Below are 17,009 nucleotides of genomic sequence, written 5' to 3' on the forward strand. Positions count from 1 at the left end.
ATGCACATTTAAGGAAGTCTCCAAGCCCATTTACGGTGAAGAGCACGACTCGATCTTTGGACAGCACGATTTAAGCCCAATCTCTCTTCGGCGGAGAGATTGCGTCAAATTGCTATACTTACCCCAGTTGTTATGAGCACCCCAGACCTGGCCGACGATACCTGATCGCTGCGCTATGTCAAGGTCACACGGAGTAGTGACGACGGCTATGATTTTCCGCCAGCGCTGCCGGAGTGCGCCCGATGGAAGCCTGTGAGTCATTGGCCTTTCGTCGTCGAAACCGCCAACTGGTTGAATACCGAGAATGCGGAAAAACTGACTGGTTCTGTCCGAATTGTCGGTTCCCCGGAGGGCTCGGGCATGCGTGGCTCAGCGGACCGCGGCGAGACAGGAGTCGGACACTGTCAGGCTGGGTAGTTGCCGTCAGTGCGGCGGGATGGGCACGATGGTGGTCAAGGTCGGCGCTGTCCGCATCGGCACTTCGAGAGGTGGCCTATGTCCGCGTTGCCGCTGGTGGACCGATCCTCGGAACTTCTCGGGGGCGGGAACGGGAGGTTCGTCGTGGGACGAGCCGGTGACTTCGTCGCGGTGCTGGACGGCGACGAGGTGGCCGCGGCGGGCTGAAGGTGATCGCTCCTCCGGGGCGTGAGTGAGGCCTGTCCGATCCGGACAGGGGGCGCGCATCGGCTCTCGATGAGCCCTCGATTGTCGATCCGGGTGACCTGATGGGTCGCGGCGGTGGGGGCCAGGCTTTTCTGGTCTCCGAAAAGCGAAGGAAAGTAATGGGCTTCCGTCTCAGAGGCATTCTTCGTCGGTGGGTCAGGAACACCGCAATGCTTGGCTCGAATTCCCCGTATCCGGCGGCGCAATTCGCATGCTGCGCCTTGCCCGCGGAGTTCTACCTGTTCACCATGTCGGTTCCCCCGGATGCCGACCTGCACCAGAGGGTCCTTTTCTCTCCGTGTATCGAGGTGGACATCGACGGTCTGTGGCTGCGCGACGACACCGTCGAATAGCAGCGCGGACCGAACAGGTGACCAACGTGATCGGCGTCCGGCCGGAGGCAGGACGCCGATAAACTCGTTTCCGATTATGAGCGTGCCTGGACCACGGACGAGCGCCCGTGTCGTGTGACCTCGCTCGTCTCCCGCCGCCGCGGCCCGCGCGGCCCTGGTCGCGCCGGAGAAAACCGGTCGGTGCAAGCGGCTTTCTCCGTCTCGCCAGGAACCCCGTGGATCCACGGCGGACCCGCCGAACAGGTTATTGAGGGCCAAGGCAGACGGAACTCGCGTGTTCAGACTCCACACCCCCGAGTGCGGCATCCAGGCACGTGAGGCACGTCCCCACGCACGCGAGTCACGCCTTGCCGAAGTACATGAAGGCCCCCTTCCTTGCGCTAGACGCAAGGAAGGGGGCCTTCATGTACTTCACGACCAGACGCAGGAGCGACACTGGCCCCACGCCGCGACACGTTTGACTTTCCGCTCAAGGAACTCAAGCTAGTTGCGGTACCGGAAGACGATCCGGCCGCGCGACAGGTCGTACGGCGTGAGCTCCACCAGCACCCGGTCTTCCAGGTAGATCTTGATGAAGTTCTGGCGGATCTTGCCGCTGATGTGCGCGAGCACCCGGTGGCCGTTGTCGAGCTCCACGGTGAACATGCCGGCCCGCAGCGCCTCGACGACCTTGCCCTCGACTTCGATGCCTTTTCTAGTCTTCATCGCACCAGCTCCAGGTTGCTGTTCATCGGCCGGGCGCCGATGCCTTCGAACAGGGCAGAGGCCGCATGATTGAGCTCTTGGACTTCGGCCGAGGCTTCGGCGAATCCGGCGCGGTGCAGCGTCCCCAGCGCGTGGGCCAGCAGCGCACGCGCGATGCCGCGGCGCTGCTCGACGGTGCGGACCGCGAGCAGTCCGATGCGCGGCCGGTTCACCGTCACTACGCGGATCAGGCCGAGGTAGCGGTCCGGTGTCGCGGCGACCGCGTACTTCGACGGGTCGATGATGGTGTCGCCTTCGGGGCGGGGGATCACTTCGGCAGGCATCGACTGCCACCCGACGGTCGCCTCGACTTCGTCACGGATCGCGCGGTCCACCGCCCGCAGCAGACCCTCGTCCGCCTGGCCGGCGGGCACGATCGTCACACCGGAAGGTGGCAGGGTTTCTTCGAGTCCCGTGGTCCGCGGGTCGGTCGGCACGGCGTATTCCCACTCGCGGCGCCGGATCGTGAAACCGGCTCGTTGCCAGCAAGCCGTCAGCTCGACGTCGGCTTCGTCGACCACCGTGTACAGCGGCTCCGGGAGTTCGGCCACCATCGCCTCGGCGAGCCGGTCGAACGTGGCCTCGCGCCAGGCGTCGACGCAAACGAACAACCGGCCATCGGGCCGGTGCTCCGCATATCCGCGGCCGACCACCCTGTCGTCGTCGAGTGCGTGCCAATGCCTGTCCGCGACGCGCGTGATCACCACCGCGTTCTCGCTCAGGCCGGATGTCAAAGGCTTCGTGTTGATCGGAGACTCCTTCCAGGAGTGCCTCGGTCTCAGGCGCTCCTGGCGGCAGCGAACCTCAGCCGCCGGACCGTAAAGGGCTCAGGGAGCACCCATGGGTGTTTACGTTCACGGGTCTCACCTCCTCCGACGAATTCACGGTCTCAAACGACGTTAGCAGCGGATCGCTGACTCACGCAATCCTTCCGGCGCGCTTCCATCGCCGGGCGGCCGGGCTATCAGGCTGAGGGATGCCGGAGGGGGTGCAGCCGCTTTTAGCCTGCTGAACGCGGGCCGAAAAAGTTTCGTCCGGGTACTCCGCCACGCGCACGCACCGGAGCTGATCCGAGCCGCGGGACCGCGGGGTCCGCCCCGCCCGCGATCGGGGGCGGCCTCCGTGCCCGATGGCGTCCGCTCTACGAAAGGACAGGGTTTCCCCCATGACCGACAAGGCGTTCAAGTTCGCCGTGATTGCGGAGCCAACGGACGAGAAGCAGTGGCTGGGCATAGCCAGGCAGGCCGAAGACCTGGGATACACCAGCCTGCTCTCGGCCGACGTCCTGACCGCACCGTCACCGTTCCCCGCCCTCGCCATCGCGGCCGGGGCGACCACGACCCTGCGGGTGGGAACGTGGGTGGCCGCCAGCCCGCTGCGCGCGCCGCGCATGGCGGCCTGGGATTCCCACACCCTGTCACTGCTGAGTGGCGGGCGATTCGACCTGGGTATCGGGACGGGCAGGCCGTTCGTCCTGGATGACGCGGTGAAGCTGCTGGGCATCACGCCGTCTTCGCCCGCGGAACGCCTGGCGCAGGTGGAGCAGACGATCGACGAACTGCGTGCCCTCGACGGGGACGCGCACACCCCGGTGCTCATCGCCGCCGGCGGTCCCAAGGCCCGTGCCCTGGCCGCCGCGAAGGCGGACAGGATCACCGTCGCCGCGAGCCCGATCGCGACCCGGGAGGAAATCGCGGCGCTGGTCGCGGGGATGCGTGCGCAGGCCGGGGACCGGGGCGACCAGATCGAGTTCGTCTCCCCGATCTTCGTCATCGGCGAAGTGGCGCCGCCGTGGGTCCCGCGGCTGCTGAAGACCGACATGAAGACGCTCATCGAGCACGACTCGCTGGGCATCCTCCGCGGCAGCCCGCGGGTGATGGCCGACGAACTGCAGCGGCGGCGCGAGACGCTCGGCATCAACTGCTTCACCTTGAACGCCGTGTTCGCCGAGCAGTTCGCCCCGGTGCTCGAACTTCTCGCCTGATCACGCGGACCACCACGGCTTCCGCCGGACCGCCGAGAACGCGTCGGCGCTTTCGGCGGGAGCGTGGTGGTCCCGGACGCCGGTTGTGGAGGACCAGCGTCACGGCCCTCTCGAAAGGCGACACCTATGCATTCTCTGCGGTTCCTTGCCGAATCTTCGTCGAACGGCATGGTCGAACGCGACTTCGTCGTGGGTGAGGTCCCCGGCGTTCTCTGGTCGCCTGCCGCCGGCGAGCGGGCACCTCTGGTGCTGATGGGCCACGGTGGGGGCAACCACAAAAAGCATCCGGCGATGGCGGGCCGGGCACAGCGCTTCGTGACTCAAGGCGGCTTTCACGTCGCCGTCGTCGACGCGCCCGGTCACGGTGACCGGCCGCGCTCGGCGCGCGACGAGCAGGAGGTCGCCGCGCTGTTGGCGGCGAAGGCCGCGGGCGAGTCGGAAGGCCCGGTCGCCCGGCGCTACAGCGCGTATCTGGCGGAGCTGGCCGTGCCGGAGTGGCGGGCGACCCTGGATGCCCTTCAAGGGCTCGCGGAGATCGGCGCCGATGGGCCGGTGGGTTACTTCGGTATCAACCTCGGCACCGCGATCGGGGTGCCGCTGGTGGCGATCGAGCCCAGGATCACGGCCGCGGTCTTCGGCCAGCACTGGCCCGATGTCCTCGCGGAGAAGGCGAAGGGGATCACCATCCCGATCGAGTTCGACATGCAGTGGGACGACGAGGAAATCTCGCGAGAGGCCAGCCTGACGCTGTTCGACGCCTTCGCCTCGAAGGAGAAGACGTTGCACGCCAACGCGGGCAAGCACCATGAAGTGCCGAGGTTCGAGGTCGACAGCGCGGTCCGGTTCTTCGCCCGGCATCTGGACCGGGCGCTCACCTCACCGGTCTGAGGCGAGCGCGGCGGCGTCCGGCCCGTTCCCCCGGGCGCCGCTCTGTCCGCGCCCTGCCGCGCTTTCCTGGACGCCTGCCGAAACCGCTGCTCCGACGGGCCGGCACCGCCAACCGTCAGGACGGGGGATAGGGATCCCTCCCGGCGCGGCCTATTACTGGAAGCATGGCACTGAAGATCGGTTACAAGGCGTCGGCCGAGCAGTTCGCCCCGCGCGAGCTCGTCGAGTACGCGGTCAGCGCGGAAGCCCACGGCCTGGACAGCGTTTGGATCAGCGACCACCTGCAGCCATGGCGGCACGAGGGCGGCCACTCGCCGTTCTCCCTGTCCTGGCTCAGCGCGGTCGGGGAGCGCACCGAGCGGGTCCAGCTCGGCACCAGCGTGCTGACCGCCACGTTCCGGTACAACCCGGCCGTGGTGGCGCACGCGTTCGGCACCCTCGGGGTGCTGTACCCCGGCCGGGTCGCGCTGGGCATCGGCAGCGGCGAGGCGCTCAACGAAGTCGCGGTCGCGCGCATCACCTGGCCGGATTTCAAGGAGCGGTTCGCCCGCTTGCGTGAGGCCGTGGACCTGATCCGCCGTCTGTGGACGGAAGACCGCGTCACGTTCGAGGGGCAGTACTACCAGACCACCGCCGTGTCCATTTACGACCGGCCCGAGGTGCCGGTCCCCATCTACCTCGCCGCCGGCGGTCCCGTCATGGCCAAATATGTCGGCCGCAAGGGTGACGGCTTCATCTGCACCAGTGGCAAGGGCATGGAGCTGTACACCGAGAAACTCCTGCCTGCCGTGGAAGCGGGCGCGGGGCAGGAAGGCCGCGACCACGACGCGATCGACAAGATGATCGAGATCAAGCTCTCCTACGACCCGGACCCGGACCAGGCACTGGAGAACTGCCGGTTCTGGGCTCCGTTGTCACTGTCTCCCGAGCAGAAAGCCGGCTTCGAGGACCCGGTCGAGATGGAGAAGGCCGCCGACGAACTGCCCATCGAGCAGATCGCCAAACGCTGGATCGTCGCCTCCACCCCGGACGAGGCGATCGGTCAGATCAAGCAGTACGTCGACGCCGGGTTCGACCACTTGGTCTTCCACGGCCCCGGACATGACCAAGAGCGGTTCCTCAAGCACTTCGCCGAGCAGGTCCTCCCCGGACTGCGTCAGCTCGGCTGACCACTCGTGGCCACCCCGCCGAGCGGTTCACCTCGGCGGGGTGTCCAATCAGGACGAATTCCGCCGGTAGCCGGGGCAAGACCGAGTGACGATGAGCGTGCCGGCACCGCCACGACGCGGTGGCCGGCACGCCCGCCCGGTCAGCTGAAGTCTTTGGCGTGGTCCTCGGCCCATTGCCGGAAGGAGCGGGCCGGCACTCCGGTGATCTCCTCGACGGCGGGCGTCACGACGCACGGTTCCTTCATGAGCTGCTTCATGGTCTGGATGAGGAACTCCGGCCACTTCGGCTCGGTGTCCTCGACGACGTCGATCGACTGCCCGATCACCGCGGCGATCGTGTCCATGTGTTCCTGCTGCGTCAAGGCTTCCGGCCCGGTCAGCCAGTACCCCTGCCCCTCGTGTCCGGCGTCGGTCAGTGTCCGGACCGCCACGTCGGCGATGTCGCGTTCGTGGATGGACGCGGCACGCCCGTGCAGGAAGGGAATCCGCAGCTGTTCCCCGGCCCGGATCGCCGGAGCCCAGCTGAGCTGCTTGGTGGCGAACGTGGTCGGGCGGAGGAAGGTCCACGCGATTCCGGACTCCTGCAGCGCCTTCTCCACCGCGGAGTGCTCTTTCGCGCTGCGACTGTTCTGCAGGGTGGGTTCCACCACGGAAGCCGACGACAGCAACACGACGTGTTCCACTCCGGCCGCCCGCGCCGCGGCGGCGAAGTAGGCGGCACTGCCCGGATTGGCGTAGAGAAAGACCTTTTTGACGCCCTCGAGCGCGGCCGGAAGACTCTCCGGCTCATCGAGGTCGAGGCGGACCATCTCGACGGCGTCCGGCAATTCGCCCGGTTTCGGTTTCCTGCTGGCTCCCCGGACTGACGCTCCGGCGGACAGAAGCCCAGTCACCACGTGACTGCCCACACTGCCGTACGCGCCGATGACAAGGACGGACATGGCTCCTCCAAAAGGGTTGACAGGTCGACGTTCGACCGAATCCCAGCCAACTTACCGCATCTGTTTCGGCGCGAGTTTCCTCGGCGACCGCGAGGACGTTGAAGGTCAAGCAAATTCCCGATGCCGTGGCGCGGGCAACTGTCATACCGAGGGATAGGGATCCCTCCGCGAGCGCCCTAGCATCAGCCGGGTACCCGAGACGGCAGACTCGACAGAAGGTGGGTGGCAGATTTCGTGGTGGATCCGACCGAAGTCATACCGAAGAATGGTGACCGGCAGGCGACATTCAGCGCGAAACGGGCACTGACTCGTGAACAGCTGGAAGAGTTCGCCGAGCGCGGTTACCTCGTGATTCCGGATGTCGTGCCGCCGGATCTGATCGCCGCCGCCAACGCGGTGGTCGACGAGCAGCTGCGCGCGCGCCCGCCGGCGGAAGGCCACGTCGGGGTGGTCTACCGGTTCCAGGAATTGGCGGATTCACCGGTGCTCGCGGCGTTGTTGCGTGACACCGCCGCCTTCTCGCTCGCCGAAAACCTCACGGGCGAAGGAGAGTTGGAGGTGCCGGAGTCGGTGCAGATCGCACTGACTTACCCGCCCTTCAAGGACGCCAGGGAAAAGCCGCATATCGACGGCGGCAAGGGACGGAAACCCGATGACCCCCCATGGACGTTCACCATGCTCGCCGGGTTCTTCCTGACCGACCAGTCGAGCGATGACACGGGAAACCTCTTCGTCTGGCCGGGAACACACCGTGCGCACGCACAATTGTTCCGCGAGCGCGGCCCCGAGGCCTTCACGACCTACCCGAATGTCAAGCTGCCGGAGCGGGAGATGGTGCGTGGTCGTCCGGGCGACCTGCTGTTGAAGCACTACCTGCTCGGCCACAATGGTGGCAACAACACCGGCGACTCCATTCGGCGCACGGTTTACTTCAGGCTCCGGCATCGGGAGCACGAAGCGAAGTGGCGTGAAGCGCTGCAAGATCCTTGGCACGATCTCGCGCCGTTGCGAGGGCTGATTCCGTAGTCCGGTGAAATCGCCTCCGCAGGGTCGGCGGCCGTGAGATCTCGTTGGCTCCGCGGCTGTCCACTCTTGTCGGGGCGGCGACGAAACGTGTACGACGCCGGTGAGCGCGCCACCGCCACCGGCGAGCAAAGCTCGATGAAGCCGTAAATGGGACTAAAAATCAAGGGTGGAGACTATGATGCCTGACGTCAGCGATCTCGTGGACGTGGCGACCGGCGACGTCATTCTGGCCGAGACCGATGTCACGCTGCCCGGCGTCTTGCCCCTCGTGCTCGAGCGTGCCCACAGGTCGTCCGCTCGCACCGGCCGATGGTTCGGACGGTCCTGGACGTCGAGCCTCGACCAGTGCCTGCGGGTGACCGGAGACCGGATCGACGCGAGGTTCGCCGGCGGGGAGATCCTGACCTGGACACATCCGGGCGGCGCCGGCGATCCCCGCTCCATCCCGGTGACCGGTCCCGCCTGGCCGTTGTTGCAGAACCCGGACGGCTCCTACGCCATCAGCGATCCGCAACGCGGCCTCGTCTGGCGATACGAACGCCGGCCCGGATTCGAAGGCGACGAACTGCCCCTGGTCTCGGTCACGGACCGCGCGGGCCACGAGATCACCTTCAGCCACGACGAGGCCGGTCGCCCGCTCAGCATCGTCCACTCCGGTGGCTACCGCGTCCTGGTGACGGTCACCGGCGAGCACGTCACCGCGCTGACCCTCGCCCGCCCCGACGGCCAGGACGAAATCCCCTTGCGCCGCTTCGAATACGACGACTCCGGCAACCTGTCCGGCGTCGTCAACTCCTCCGGCCTGCCGCGACGCTTCACTTACGACGGCGAGGGCAGGCTGACCAGCTGGACCGACCGCAACGGCTACTCCTACCACTACACCTTCGATCCCGAAGGCCGCTGCGTACGCGGGGAAGGCCCTGAGGGTTTCCTGTCCGGCACCTTCGCCTACGAGCACGGCGTCACCCGGTGGACCGGCATCGACGGAGATGTCACCATCCACACGATCACCGAGTCCGCCCAAGTCGCCGCGATCACCGACCCGATCGGGAAAACGGCGCGGACGGACTACGACGAACGTGGCCGGGTCACCGTCCGCACCGACGCCCTCGGCAGGGTCACGCGATATGCCTACGACGATCGCGGAAACCTGGTCTCGGTGACCAATCCGGACGGCCGCGTCACCAACGTCGAAGTCGACGAGGCCTGCCTCCCGGTACGGATAACCGGGCCGGACGGAGGTGTCTGGCTACAGGCCTTCGACAAGAGCGGCAATCTCACCGAACTGACCGCGCCCGACGGCTCGGTGCTCAAGAACGGGTATGACAGCCGCGGGCACCTCGCCGAGGTGATCGGCGCGGATGGCGCGGTCACCACGATGGAATGCGATCCCGCCGGGATGCCCGTGATGGTCACCGCACCCACCGGCGAAACCACCCGGTACGAGCGCGACCTGCTGGGACGAGTCGTACGCGTCACGAGTTCCGGCGGCGGGGCGACCGCCTATACGTGGACGACGGATGGTCTCCCCGCCTCCCGTACCCTGCCGGACGGTTCGACCGAGTCCTGGGACTGGGACGGCGAAGAGAATTTGCTGCGACGCGTCTCCGCCACGGGAGCGGTCACGTCCTACGCTTACGGGCCATTCGGGCGGCTCGTGTCGATCGACTGGCCGGGCGGTACCCGCAGCGAGCTCGACTTCGACCACAACTGTCGCCTTGTCTCGGTGACCCACGGCGGACTGACGTGGCACTACGAGTTGGACTCCGCCGGCCGGATGAGTGCGCAGACCGATTACAACGGCGCCACCACCCAGTATTGGTACGACGCCGTTGGCCAGCTCGTGCACCGGGTGAACGCCAGCGGCCACGAGGCCTCGTTCGCGTATGACCCGCTCGGCAAGCTGGCGACTCATCACGCCGCGGAGGGCACCGTGACGAAGTTCGACCACGATCCGGAAGGCCGCTTCCTTCGCGCGAAAAACGACGACATGGATTTGGTCTTCGTCCGGGACTCGCTCGGACGGGTGATCACCGAAACCTGCAACGGCCGCACCGTCACCAAGACCTACGACGCCGCTGGAAGGGTAACGAGCCGCATCACTCCATCCGGGGCCCGTACCGCCTGGGTCTACAACGCCGCCGGACTGCCTTCGGCACTCACCGCCGACGGCAGGGAACTGCGGTTCGCCCATGACGAAGCCGGACGGGAAATCCGGCGGGAGCTACCCGGCGGAACCGTGCTCGCCCAGGAATGGGACCTGCTCGGTCGTCTCGTGACTCAAACCCTCACCGGCCGGGCCGCTTCCTCCGGTCCGGAGGGGTCCATCGTCGCTGGGCAACCGCTCCAACGGCGCGCGTATACCTACGGCCCGGACGGATTCGTCGCGGACTTGGAAGATCTGCTCACCGGCGGCCGGGCGTTCCGGCTCGATTCCGAAGGGCGGGTCACCGCCGTGACCGGCCGGGGTGACGAATGGTCGGAGCACTATGACTACGACCCCGTCGGCAACATCGTGAACGCCGTCTGGCCCGCTTCGGCCACTTTCCCCGCTTCCGGAACTCCGGAGACCTCATCGCAAGGACCCCGCGAGGTGAACGGAACCTTCACCACCCGGGCCGGGAACGTCCGTTACGGGTACGACGCCGCCGGGCGAGTCGTGACGCGGACGCGAACACGGATATCCGGCGATCCGGAGACTTGGCGCTTCGCGTGGGACGCGGACAGCCGGCTTTTCTCCGCCACCCTTCCCGACGGGAGCAAGTGGCACTATCACTACGATCCCCTCGGCCGCCGCATCGGCAAGCGTCATCTTTCCGCCGACGGTGAACTGCTGGAGCAGACCCGTTTCTCGTGGGACGGGGGAGTTCTCGCCGAGCAAGAGGACATTCAAGGCGATCGGCGGAAGATCACCACATGGAATTACCGGAACGACTCGTTCATTCCGGTCACGCAGACCTCGCGAACCGTTGTCCGTGCAGGATCCGAAGACGAGAAGGTCGACGAAGAATTCCACTCCGTGGTCACGGACCCGAGTGGTGCGCCGACCGAGCTGGTCTCCGCTGACGGCGTCATCGCCGGAAATCAGCAGCGCACACTGTGGGGGCAATCCCACTGGCAACGTGATACCGCGACGTCCCCGCTGCGATTCGCCGGTCAGTATCACGACCAGGAAACGGGATTGCACTACCACGATCAGCGCTATTTCGATCCCGATACCGGCGCGTACCTCTCCCCGGATCCGCTTGGCCTGGCGGCTGCGCCGAACCCCCATGCGTACGTCCCGAATCCCCCTGCCGCCGACGATCCTCTCGGGTTCCTGAGTCGTGCTGAAGCGGCGCGGGCGGAAACGGCAGGCAACTGGGTGGGTTCTCTGCTTCGCCACCATCATCATCTGCTGCTTTTCGCCGACCTTGACGGGTTCGACGCGCGTCTGTTCGCGGGCGGAGGGCCGGTCGGGATGGAGTCGGCGCGTGCCCGAAACGCCCGCGGTCCGCAATGATGCCGTGAGTGGCCGAAGCGGTACCGCCCCGAACGGCGGGAATCCCTCATGGACCGTTACGAAACGAATGCGAGTGTGGTGAGTTGCGGATTCTCGGCATTTCCGGATCGCTTCGCAAGGAGTCGTTCAACACCCGGCTGCTGGCCGCCGTTCGGCAGCTGGCCCCGGAGGGGATGACGATCGATGTCTTCGACGGACTCGGCGATCTGCCGCTGTACAACGGAGATCTCGATTCCCGGGAGGGCGGCCCGGCTCCGGTCGAGCGGTGGCGTGAGGCCGTCCGCGAGGCGGACGGTCTGCTCGTCGTCACACCGGAGTACAACAGCTCGATTCCGGGCGTGCTCAAGAACGCGGTCGACTGGGTGTCCCGGCCCATGGTGGGCGCCGCGTTGCACGGCAAATGCGTGGTGACCATGGTGGCCACTCCCGGGCGTGGCCTCGGCCGCAACGTGCTGACCGATCTCGGCCGGGTATTGCACGACTGTCACGCGCACGTGGTCAGCGGACCATGGGTGGTGCTCACCGAGGCGGACGGCAAGCTCGCCGACGTCGAAGACGAGCAGGGTCAGTTCGTGCCCACCCTTTCCGACCCGGTATCCGTGCGCATCGCCACGGTCCAGTTGAACGCGCTGGCCGCCGCGGTCGAGGCTGGCGCGGGCGAGCACGCCGTGGCTCCGCTGCGGGCCTACTTCGCCGCCGGCCGAGCGCGGAACAGTTCTTGAGGGGTAAGGCATAACGTGTCTGGTCCGGTCACGGCGGCCGGACAGCCGTAGCGGTGAGAAAGCTCTCCTCGCCCCACGTTTGCCTTACCCCTCACTAGCCGACCGCCTCCCGCGTGAGACGAACGAGGCTCACCACGTCACCTGCAACGCGTGCACGCCGTAGACGAGGCTGAACGCGCGGAATTCCACTCGCTCGTCGGGACCGGCCAAGGCGAGACGGGGGAAACGCCGCAGCAGCGCGGGGAGAGCGATGCGCAGCTCCATCCGGGCCAGTGGTGCCCCGAGGCAATGGTGCGCGCCATGTCCGAAGGCGACGTGGCCGGTCGTTCCCCGGGTGATGTCGAGGGTCTCGGGGGCGTCGATCAGGGCGGGGTCGCGGTTGGCTGCCGGAATCGAGCAGATCACGAGCGATCCCGCGGGGACGCGGTGCCCGCCGATCTCCACGTCCGTCGTGGTCGTCCGCGGCGGCAGCGACTGGACGACGGACAGCCAGCGCAGCAGCTCCTCGACGGCGGGCTCGATCAGCCCGGGATCCTCGCGGAGTAACGCCAGCTGGTCCGGATGCCACAGCAGCGCCAGCGTGCCGAGGCCGAGCATGTTCGCGGTCGTCTCGTGTCCGGCGAGCAGCAGAAGTCCCGCGATGCCGGTCAGCTCGTCCGAAGTGAGATCGTCGCCGTGCTCGCGCACGAGCATGCCCAGCATGTCCTCGCCCGGATCCGCCCGGGCGCGGGCCACCAGTCCGGCCATGTAGTCGTGGTCCTCCCGTTGCGCCGCGACCCGCTGGTCCACCGGCAACGAGGTGTCGAGAATCCGCGCGGCGCGCTCGTGGAATTCGCCGCGGTCGGCATACGGGACGCCCAGCAGTTCGCAGATCACCAGCGACGGCACCGGCAACGCGAAGTGCGCGACCAGATCGGCGGGTTTACCGGCTCGCTCCAGGTTGTCCAGTGCCGTTTGGACGATCTCGGTGATCCGCGGTTCGAGCCTGTTCATCCGCCGCACGGTGAATTCCGGGGTGAGCAGCCGTCGCAAGCGCGTGTGGTCGGGCGGGTCGAGCCTGATCAGCTGTCCCGCCGTGACGTCGTCTTGTCCGGCTCCCGGCAACGGCGTGGCGCTGCTGAACCGGGCCGGATCCGCCAGCACTTGGCGGACATCTTCCTTACGGCAGACCAGATACGCGGGTAGGCCGAACGGCGTCTCGACTCGTACGATCCCCTCGCCGTCGCGAGCCCGCGCCAGTTCCTCGATCGGGTCGAGACCGTTCCTTCGCATGTGAAGCGGCATGGTTTCGGTCATTTTCTGCCTTCCGTTCAGGACTGGGCGTCGAGCCACTCTTGGAACGTGGGGCCCGCGAGCTTGGCGTGCGGACTGGGCAGGAAGCCGCCGGCGGCGGCGATGTCGGCGTCGGGCATGCCCGAGCCGTCGACGCCGACGACTTCGATGCCCCGGCGGGCGCCGAGGATGCGGGCCGCGTCCGCCATGATTTCCTTGCGGGGCCCCGCGATTTCGGGGATGGGCGGTCCAGGGTCGCTCGGGTCCATGGCGAGGTCGACCAGTTCCTCCGCGACGGTGCGGCAGGCCACGAGCTGCGTGGGCAGGGCCGGCAGGTGCACGACGTCGCTTTGCTGCCAGTCCAGGAGCTGGCCGACGAACTCGTGGAACTGTGCGGCCCGCAGGAGGCGGACGGGGAGAGGGCCCGCCAGAAGGAGTTCCTCGTGCACCTTCTTGGCGGCGATGAAACCGGCGGTGGCCTTGTCGGTGCCGATGATGGACGCCGCGGCGATCCGGGCGACCCCCGCCTGACGGCCCGTTTCCTGCAGGTTGCGGGCCGCTGTGCGGAAGAACTCCGTCGCCGCCTCCTGCTCGGAGCCGTGCCATGAGGCGACGTCGATGACGACCTCGACGCCGGTGAGCGCCTCGGCGAGCCCCTCACCGGTGATGATGTCCACGCCGGTGGCGCGGGACATCGGCACGACGTGGTGTCCTCGTTCGGCGAGGACGTCGACGACGTGCTGTCCCAGCCGTCCGGTCGCTCCGGCCACTGCGAACTTGCTCATGATTCAGAACCTTTCTCGAGCGTGGGGAAGTCAGTCGGTGTAGTTGAGACCGGGCGGCATTCCGGGAATCGGCTTGGCGATGAGCGCGGCGGGGGCGAAGAAGCCGATATGCGCGATCGCCATGACGAGCGTCCAGAGCGCCTTGGCGTCGTAGCACTCGGATGCCTTGGCGTACAACGAGTCGGGGACACGTTCGCCGGCCGGATTCGGCGTGAGGACGGCCTCCACGAGCTCCAGCGCGACGCGTTCGGGGTCGGTGAAGCAGGTGGCGTCCTGCCAGGTCGCCACCGCGGTGATGCGCTCCTCGGGCTCCCCGGCTTGGCGGAGATCGCCGGTTTCGCGAATCGTGAAGTACGTGCTGCCGAGCAGCTGTCCGGCGCGCAGTTGCAGCAGGCTGATGGTCGTCGAGGGGATCGCGCCGTTCTTGAGGACCTTGTGCAGGCCGCCGGCGACTTCGGCCATCTCGGGTACGAAGGGGATCGGGTTGGGCATGCGTGACCGCGGGGGCATGGCGGGCTTCCTTTCTCTTCGGCGTTGCGACCAAGAGATCCCGGCGACGCGATCCCCGTGACAGATCGGCCTTGTGACGCAGGCCACCGTCACAAAAGGAGGAGGGCCGGGGTCGTATGGGCACGCTCGAGAAAGGCAGGAACCGGTGATGGGCGAACGAGACACCGCCATGGAGTCGGCCACCGAGGCGTTCGTGGCCCACCGCAACCTGCTTTTCACCGTGGCCTACGAGATGCTCGGTTCGGCCACCGACGCCGAGGACGTCCTGCAGGAGACCTGGATGCGGTGGGTGGGCGTGGACTTCGCGACGGTGCTGGCCCCTCGTGCGTTCCTGGTCCGGATCACCACCCGGCAGGCGCTCAAACGGCTGCGGACACTCGGCAGGCGCAAGGAGTCCTACGTCGGCCCGTGGCTACCCGAGCCGCTGCTGACCGCGCCGGACGTGGCCGAGGACGTGGAGCTGGCCGACAGCGTCTCGATGGCCATGTTGCTGGTGCTCGAGACGCTCGCGCCGACCGAGCGAGCGGTGTTCGTGCTGCGCGAGGTCTTCGCACTCGACTACGACGAGATCGCCGAAGCGGTCGGCAAAACCTCGAGCACCGTGCGCCAGATCGCGCATCGGGCGCGGGCGCACGTCGCCGCGCGCAGGCCCCGCGGCGCCGGCTCACCCGCCGAACACCGGGCGGCGCTCCTGGCCTTCCAGTCAGCGGTCGAAACCGGCGATCTCCAGGGCCTGCTCGACGTCCTCGCGCCGGACGTCGTCGCCCTCAGCGACGGCGGCGGGGTCAAACACGCCCTGCTGCGACCGGTCGTCGGCGTGGACAACGTGGCGCGTCTGCTGGCCGCCGGCTGGTGGAAACGGGACGCGGAAAGGTCGGTCGAGCCGGTTCAGATCAACGGTGGGCCGGGGTTGCTCATCCGGGTCGACGGGGAGATCGACGGCGTGCTGGCGGTGCGGGTCGAGAACGGCTTGGTCACCGGTGCCTACCACGTGCGCAATCCGGAGAAGCTGGCGAATGTGGGGCGGGAGATCACCGTCAGCCGGTGTTCAGGCGCCGAGGCGGTGGTAGATCCGGCTGGCCAGGGTGGCGGCCAGCTGGTTCAAGGCGCTCCAAGGTTCATCGAGCGCGAACCGGCCGAGTAGTTCCGCCGCGGCGTAGGCCTCGGCCTCGGAAAGCAGTGGCGCGCGCCGGTCCTGGAGCCCCTTCTCGACCAGCCGTGACAGCGCTTCGGCGTATTCCTCCAGGTCACGAACCATGGCCAGGCCGTACCGCTCGTCGAGCGAATCCCCGGCGAGGTCGTCACTCATGGTCGTCTCCCCTTCTGCGTTCACCCGTCCGACGCGCTTCAGAAAATCTATGCTGGCTGAGGTAGACATTCAATGCCGGGTGTGTGTAATGTTCTCCTCGTACCGAGAAAGACAACGTCAAGCAGGCGCGGGAGATGACGTAACTACCCGCGAGGTGAGACAAGCCGGTCAGGCGGCACGGGGCCGATCAAGGAACAGGTCCCGGACGGTGATCGGGAGCAGGATCTCAGGGCCGGGTTGTGAAGAAGGTTCGACCAGGTAGTGCCGGCCCTGCAAGGAAAGTGCAGGACGCGGGCGGAGCGGTCGCGCCCGTGAAGAACAGGTAGTTGCAGTAGGTCAGTAGATAAGTAAGTCAGTAGATAAGCAGTGCAGTTGCAGGACCGGTCAGGTGGCCGGGGCCGATCAAGGAACAGGGCTCCGGGCAGTGACCAGCGGCGTCAGCGTGCTGGGACCGATCAGTGAAAGGGTTCCGGCGGTGTCGCTCGCGGCAGGTGAAGTAGCAGTACCCAGCAAGGTGAAAACACAGGAAAGAAGGGAACGGCGACATCATTGGATCGCCCGCAGCGGCAAGGTAGCGCCGCGCGGGTGCCGTAGTTCCATCGAGCACGGAGGTGGTTCGCGGTCACGAATAAGCGATCCCCGCGCAATCCGGTCGTTCACCGGACGCGGGTGCAGGAAGCCGGCGGTCGCGCCGGTGGACAATGGTGAAACCAACCCTGAGGACCCCGGGTGCCGTTTTGGCACCCGGGGTCCTTTGTGATGTGGAGGTGGAATGATCCCTGACCAAGAAGGACCGGCCACGCCCAGCGGGGCCGACAGGTTCGACGACGAGCACTACCCCGCCTACACGATGGGCCGTGCCGCCGACATGCTCGGCGCCACTCAAGGCTTCCTTCGCAGTCTCGACGAGGCCGGCCTGATCATCCCGCAGCGTTCCGCCGGCGGCCATCGCCGTTACTCCCGGTATCAGCTTCGCCTGGCCGCGCGAGTGCGGGAACTGGTCGATCAGGGCACCGCCGTCGATGCCGCCTGCCGCATCGTCACCCTTGAGGATCAGCTCCACGAAGCCCAGCGCGTGAACGCCGAACTCCGCGCCGAGGACTGAAACCCCGCCGAGAACGCCCTTGTCCGGACAGGACGA

At 67.1% G+C, this 17,009-nt stretch carries 17 protein-coding genes; 10 read left to right on the forward strand and 7 right to left on the reverse strand.

The features are described from left to right. Positions 1-495 precede the first annotated feature (495 nt). Both DL990_RS42120 and DL990_RS05385 read left to right on the forward strand, forming a co-directional pair. A complete protein-coding gene (locus DL990_RS42120) occupies positions 496-624 on the forward strand; it encodes a hypothetical protein (RefSeq protein WP_255431311.1) in 129 nt (42 codons plus the stop codon). A gap of 209 nt (positions 625-833) precedes the next feature. Then, on the forward strand, positions 834-1,016 hold the full coding sequence (locus DL990_RS05385; protein ID WP_125787345.1) for a hypothetical protein: 183 nt from the start codon (positions 834-836) through the stop codon (positions 1,014-1,016). A 483-nt stretch (positions 1,017-1,499) separates the two neighbouring features. On the opposite strand, the gene infA is transcribed toward DL990_RS05385, so the two are convergent. Next, a complete protein-coding gene (gene infA, locus DL990_RS05390) occupies positions 1,500-1,721 on the reverse strand; it encodes a translation initiation factor IF-1 (protein ID WP_125787346.1) in 222 nt (73 codons plus the stop codon). After that, positions 1,718-2,467: an N-acetyltransferase gene (locus DL990_RS05395; protein ID WP_233620400.1), complete on the reverse strand. Its 750-nt coding sequence runs from the start codon at positions 2,465-2,467 to the stop codon at positions 1,718-1,720. The genes infA and DL990_RS05395 overlap by 4 nt, the downstream gene beginning before the upstream one ends. Before the next feature lie 458 nt (positions 2,468-2,925). On the opposite strand from DL990_RS05395, the gene DL990_RS05400 reads away from it, so the two are divergent. The 3 genes from DL990_RS05400 to fgd all read left to right on the forward strand — a co-directional run bounded on the left by DL990_RS05400 (position 2,926) and on the right by fgd (position 5,801). After that, the gene (locus tag DL990_RS05400) at positions 2,926-3,744 is read left to right on the forward strand and encodes an LLM class flavin-dependent oxidoreductase (RefSeq protein WP_125798069.1); all 819 of its coding nucleotides are present in this window, start codon (positions 2,926-2,928) and stop codon (positions 3,742-3,744) included. A 126-nt stretch (positions 3,745-3,870) separates the two neighbouring features. Next, positions 3,871-4,632: an alpha/beta hydrolase gene (locus tag DL990_RS05405; protein ID WP_125798070.1), complete on the forward strand. Its 762-nt coding sequence runs from the start codon at positions 3,871-3,873 to the stop codon at positions 4,630-4,632. A gap of 164 nt (positions 4,633-4,796) precedes the next feature. Next, a complete protein-coding gene (gene fgd, locus DL990_RS05410; protein ID WP_125798071.1) occupies positions 4,797-5,801 on the forward strand; it encodes a glucose-6-phosphate dehydrogenase (coenzyme-F420) in 1,005 nt (334 codons plus the stop codon). A 140-nt stretch (positions 5,802-5,941) separates the two neighbouring features. On the opposite strand, the gene DL990_RS05415 is transcribed toward fgd, so the two are convergent. Next, positions 5,942-6,742, reverse strand: coding sequence for an SDR family oxidoreductase (locus tag DL990_RS05415; protein ID WP_125798072.1), 801 nt, complete (start codon positions 6,740-6,742; stop codon positions 5,942-5,944). A 222-nt stretch (positions 6,743-6,964) separates the two neighbouring features. On the opposite strand from DL990_RS05415, the gene DL990_RS05420 reads away from it, so the two are divergent. From DL990_RS05420 to DL990_RS05430, 3 genes are all read left to right on the forward strand, one after another. Next, on the forward strand, positions 6,965-7,768 hold the full coding sequence (locus DL990_RS05420; protein WP_199746226.1) for a phytanoyl-CoA dioxygenase family protein: 804 nt from the start codon (positions 6,965-6,967) through the stop codon (positions 7,766-7,768). A 178-nt stretch (positions 7,769-7,946) separates the two neighbouring features. Beyond that, complete coding sequence (locus DL990_RS05425; RefSeq protein WP_158632588.1) at positions 7,947-11,270, forward strand: RHS repeat-associated core domain-containing protein; 3,324 nt, start codon at positions 7,947-7,949, stop codon at positions 11,268-11,270. An 83-nt stretch (positions 11,271-11,353) separates the two neighbouring features. Then, positions 11,354-11,992 carry an NAD(P)H-dependent oxidoreductase gene (locus tag DL990_RS05430; RefSeq protein ID WP_125798074.1) on the forward strand — a complete coding sequence of 213 codons (639 nt, stop codon included), beginning with the start codon at positions 11,354-11,356 and terminating at the stop codon, positions 11,990-11,992. Between the two features lie 129 nt (positions 11,993-12,121). On the opposite strand, the gene DL990_RS05435 is transcribed toward DL990_RS05430, so the two are convergent. The 3 genes from DL990_RS05435 to DL990_RS05445 are packed head-to-tail and all read right to left on the reverse strand — an operon-like array spanning position 12,122 to position 14,559. Next, positions 12,122-13,264, reverse strand: coding sequence for a cytochrome P450 (locus DL990_RS05435; protein WP_370451254.1), 1,143 nt, complete (start codon positions 13,262-13,264; stop codon positions 12,122-12,124). Positions 13,265-13,302: 38 nt separating this feature from the next. After that, on the reverse strand, positions 13,303-14,049 hold the full coding sequence (locus tag DL990_RS05440; protein ID WP_125798076.1) for an SDR family oxidoreductase: 747 nt from the start codon (positions 14,047-14,049) through the stop codon (positions 13,303-13,305). Positions 14,050-14,079: 30 nt separating this feature from the next. After that, a complete protein-coding gene (locus tag DL990_RS05445) occupies positions 14,080-14,559 on the reverse strand; it encodes a carboxymuconolactone decarboxylase family protein (RefSeq protein WP_233599037.1) in 480 nt (159 codons plus the stop codon). A gap of 148 nt (positions 14,560-14,707) precedes the next feature. On the opposite strand from DL990_RS05445, the gene DL990_RS05450 reads away from it, so the two are divergent. Then, entirely contained in the window at positions 14,708-15,703 is a 996-nt protein-coding gene (locus DL990_RS05450; protein WP_233620401.1) for an RNA polymerase sigma-70 factor, read from the forward strand. On the opposite strand, the gene DL990_RS05455 is transcribed toward DL990_RS05450, so the two are convergent. Beyond that, positions 15,608-15,868 (reverse strand): hypothetical protein, encoded by a 261-nt coding sequence (locus DL990_RS05455; protein ID WP_125787356.1) that lies wholly within the window; start codon positions 15,866-15,868, stop codon positions 15,608-15,610. The two genes, DL990_RS05450 and DL990_RS05455, sit on opposite strands and share 96 nt — an antisense overlap. Positions 15,869-16,640: 772 nt before the next feature. Between DL990_RS05455 and DL990_RS05460 the strand changes: the two genes are divergently transcribed. Continuing rightward, positions 16,641-16,973 carry a MerR family transcriptional regulator gene (locus tag DL990_RS05460; protein ID WP_125787357.1) on the forward strand — a complete coding sequence of 111 codons (333 nt, stop codon included), beginning with the start codon at positions 16,641-16,643 and terminating at the stop codon, positions 16,971-16,973. The last annotated feature ends 36 nt before the right edge of the window (positions 16,974-17,009 follow it).

The organism is Amycolatopsis sp. WAC 01416 (genome assembly GCF_003947485.1).
Lineage (GTDB): Bacteria > Actinomycetota > Actinomycetes > Mycobacteriales > Pseudonocardiaceae > Amycolatopsis.

What these genes read in the sequence shown, in the direction of transcription:
- DL990_RS05460 (WP_125787357.1), top strand. Translation starts at nt 16,641, where the DNA reads ATGATCCCTGACCAAGAAGGACCGGCCACGCCCAGCGGGGCCGACAGG.
- fgd (WP_125798071.1), top strand. Translation starts at nt 4,797, where the DNA reads ATGGCACTGAAGATCGGTTACAAGGCGTCGGCCGAGCAGTTCGCCCCG.
- DL990_RS05415 (WP_125798072.1), bottom strand. Translation starts at nt 6,742, where the DNA reads ATGTCCGTCCTTGTCATCGGCGCGTACGGCAGTGTGGGCAGTCACGTG.
- infA (WP_125787346.1), bottom strand. Translation starts at nt 1,721, where the DNA reads ATGAAGACTAGAAAAGGCATCGAAGTCGAGGGCAAGGTCGTCGAGGCG.
- DL990_RS05445 (WP_233599037.1), bottom strand. Translation starts at nt 14,559, where the DNA reads ATGCCCCCGCGGTCACGCATGCCCAACCCGATCCCCTTCGTACCCGAG.
- DL990_RS05400 (WP_125798069.1), top strand. Translation starts at nt 2,926, where the DNA reads ATGACCGACAAGGCGTTCAAGTTCGCCGTGATTGCGGAGCCAACGGAC.
- DL990_RS05385 (WP_125787345.1), top strand. Translation starts at nt 834, where the DNA reads ATGCTTGGCTCGAATTCCCCGTATCCGGCGGCGCAATTCGCATGCTGC.
- DL990_RS05455 (WP_125787356.1), bottom strand. Translation starts at nt 15,868, where the DNA reads ATGAGTGACGACCTCGCCGGGGATTCGCTCGACGAGCGGTACGGCCTG.
- DL990_RS42120 (WP_255431311.1), top strand. Translation starts at nt 496, where the DNA reads ATGTCCGCGTTGCCGCTGGTGGACCGATCCTCGGAACTTCTCGGGGGC.
- DL990_RS05450 (WP_233620401.1), top strand. Translation starts at nt 14,708, where the DNA reads ATGGGCGAACGAGACACCGCCATGGAGTCGGCCACCGAGGCGTTCGTG.
- DL990_RS05425 (WP_158632588.1), top strand. Translation starts at nt 7,947, where the DNA reads ATGCCTGACGTCAGCGATCTCGTGGACGTGGCGACCGGCGACGTCATT.
- DL990_RS05440 (WP_125798076.1), bottom strand. Translation starts at nt 14,049, where the DNA reads ATGAGCAAGTTCGCAGTGGCCGGAGCGACCGGACGGCTGGGACAGCAC.
- DL990_RS05405 (WP_125798070.1), top strand. Translation starts at nt 3,871, where the DNA reads ATGCATTCTCTGCGGTTCCTTGCCGAATCTTCGTCGAACGGCATGGTC.
- DL990_RS05435 (WP_370451254.1), bottom strand. Translation starts at nt 13,264, where the DNA reads ATGCGAAGGAACGGTCTCGACCCGATCGAGGAACTGGCGCGGGCTCGC.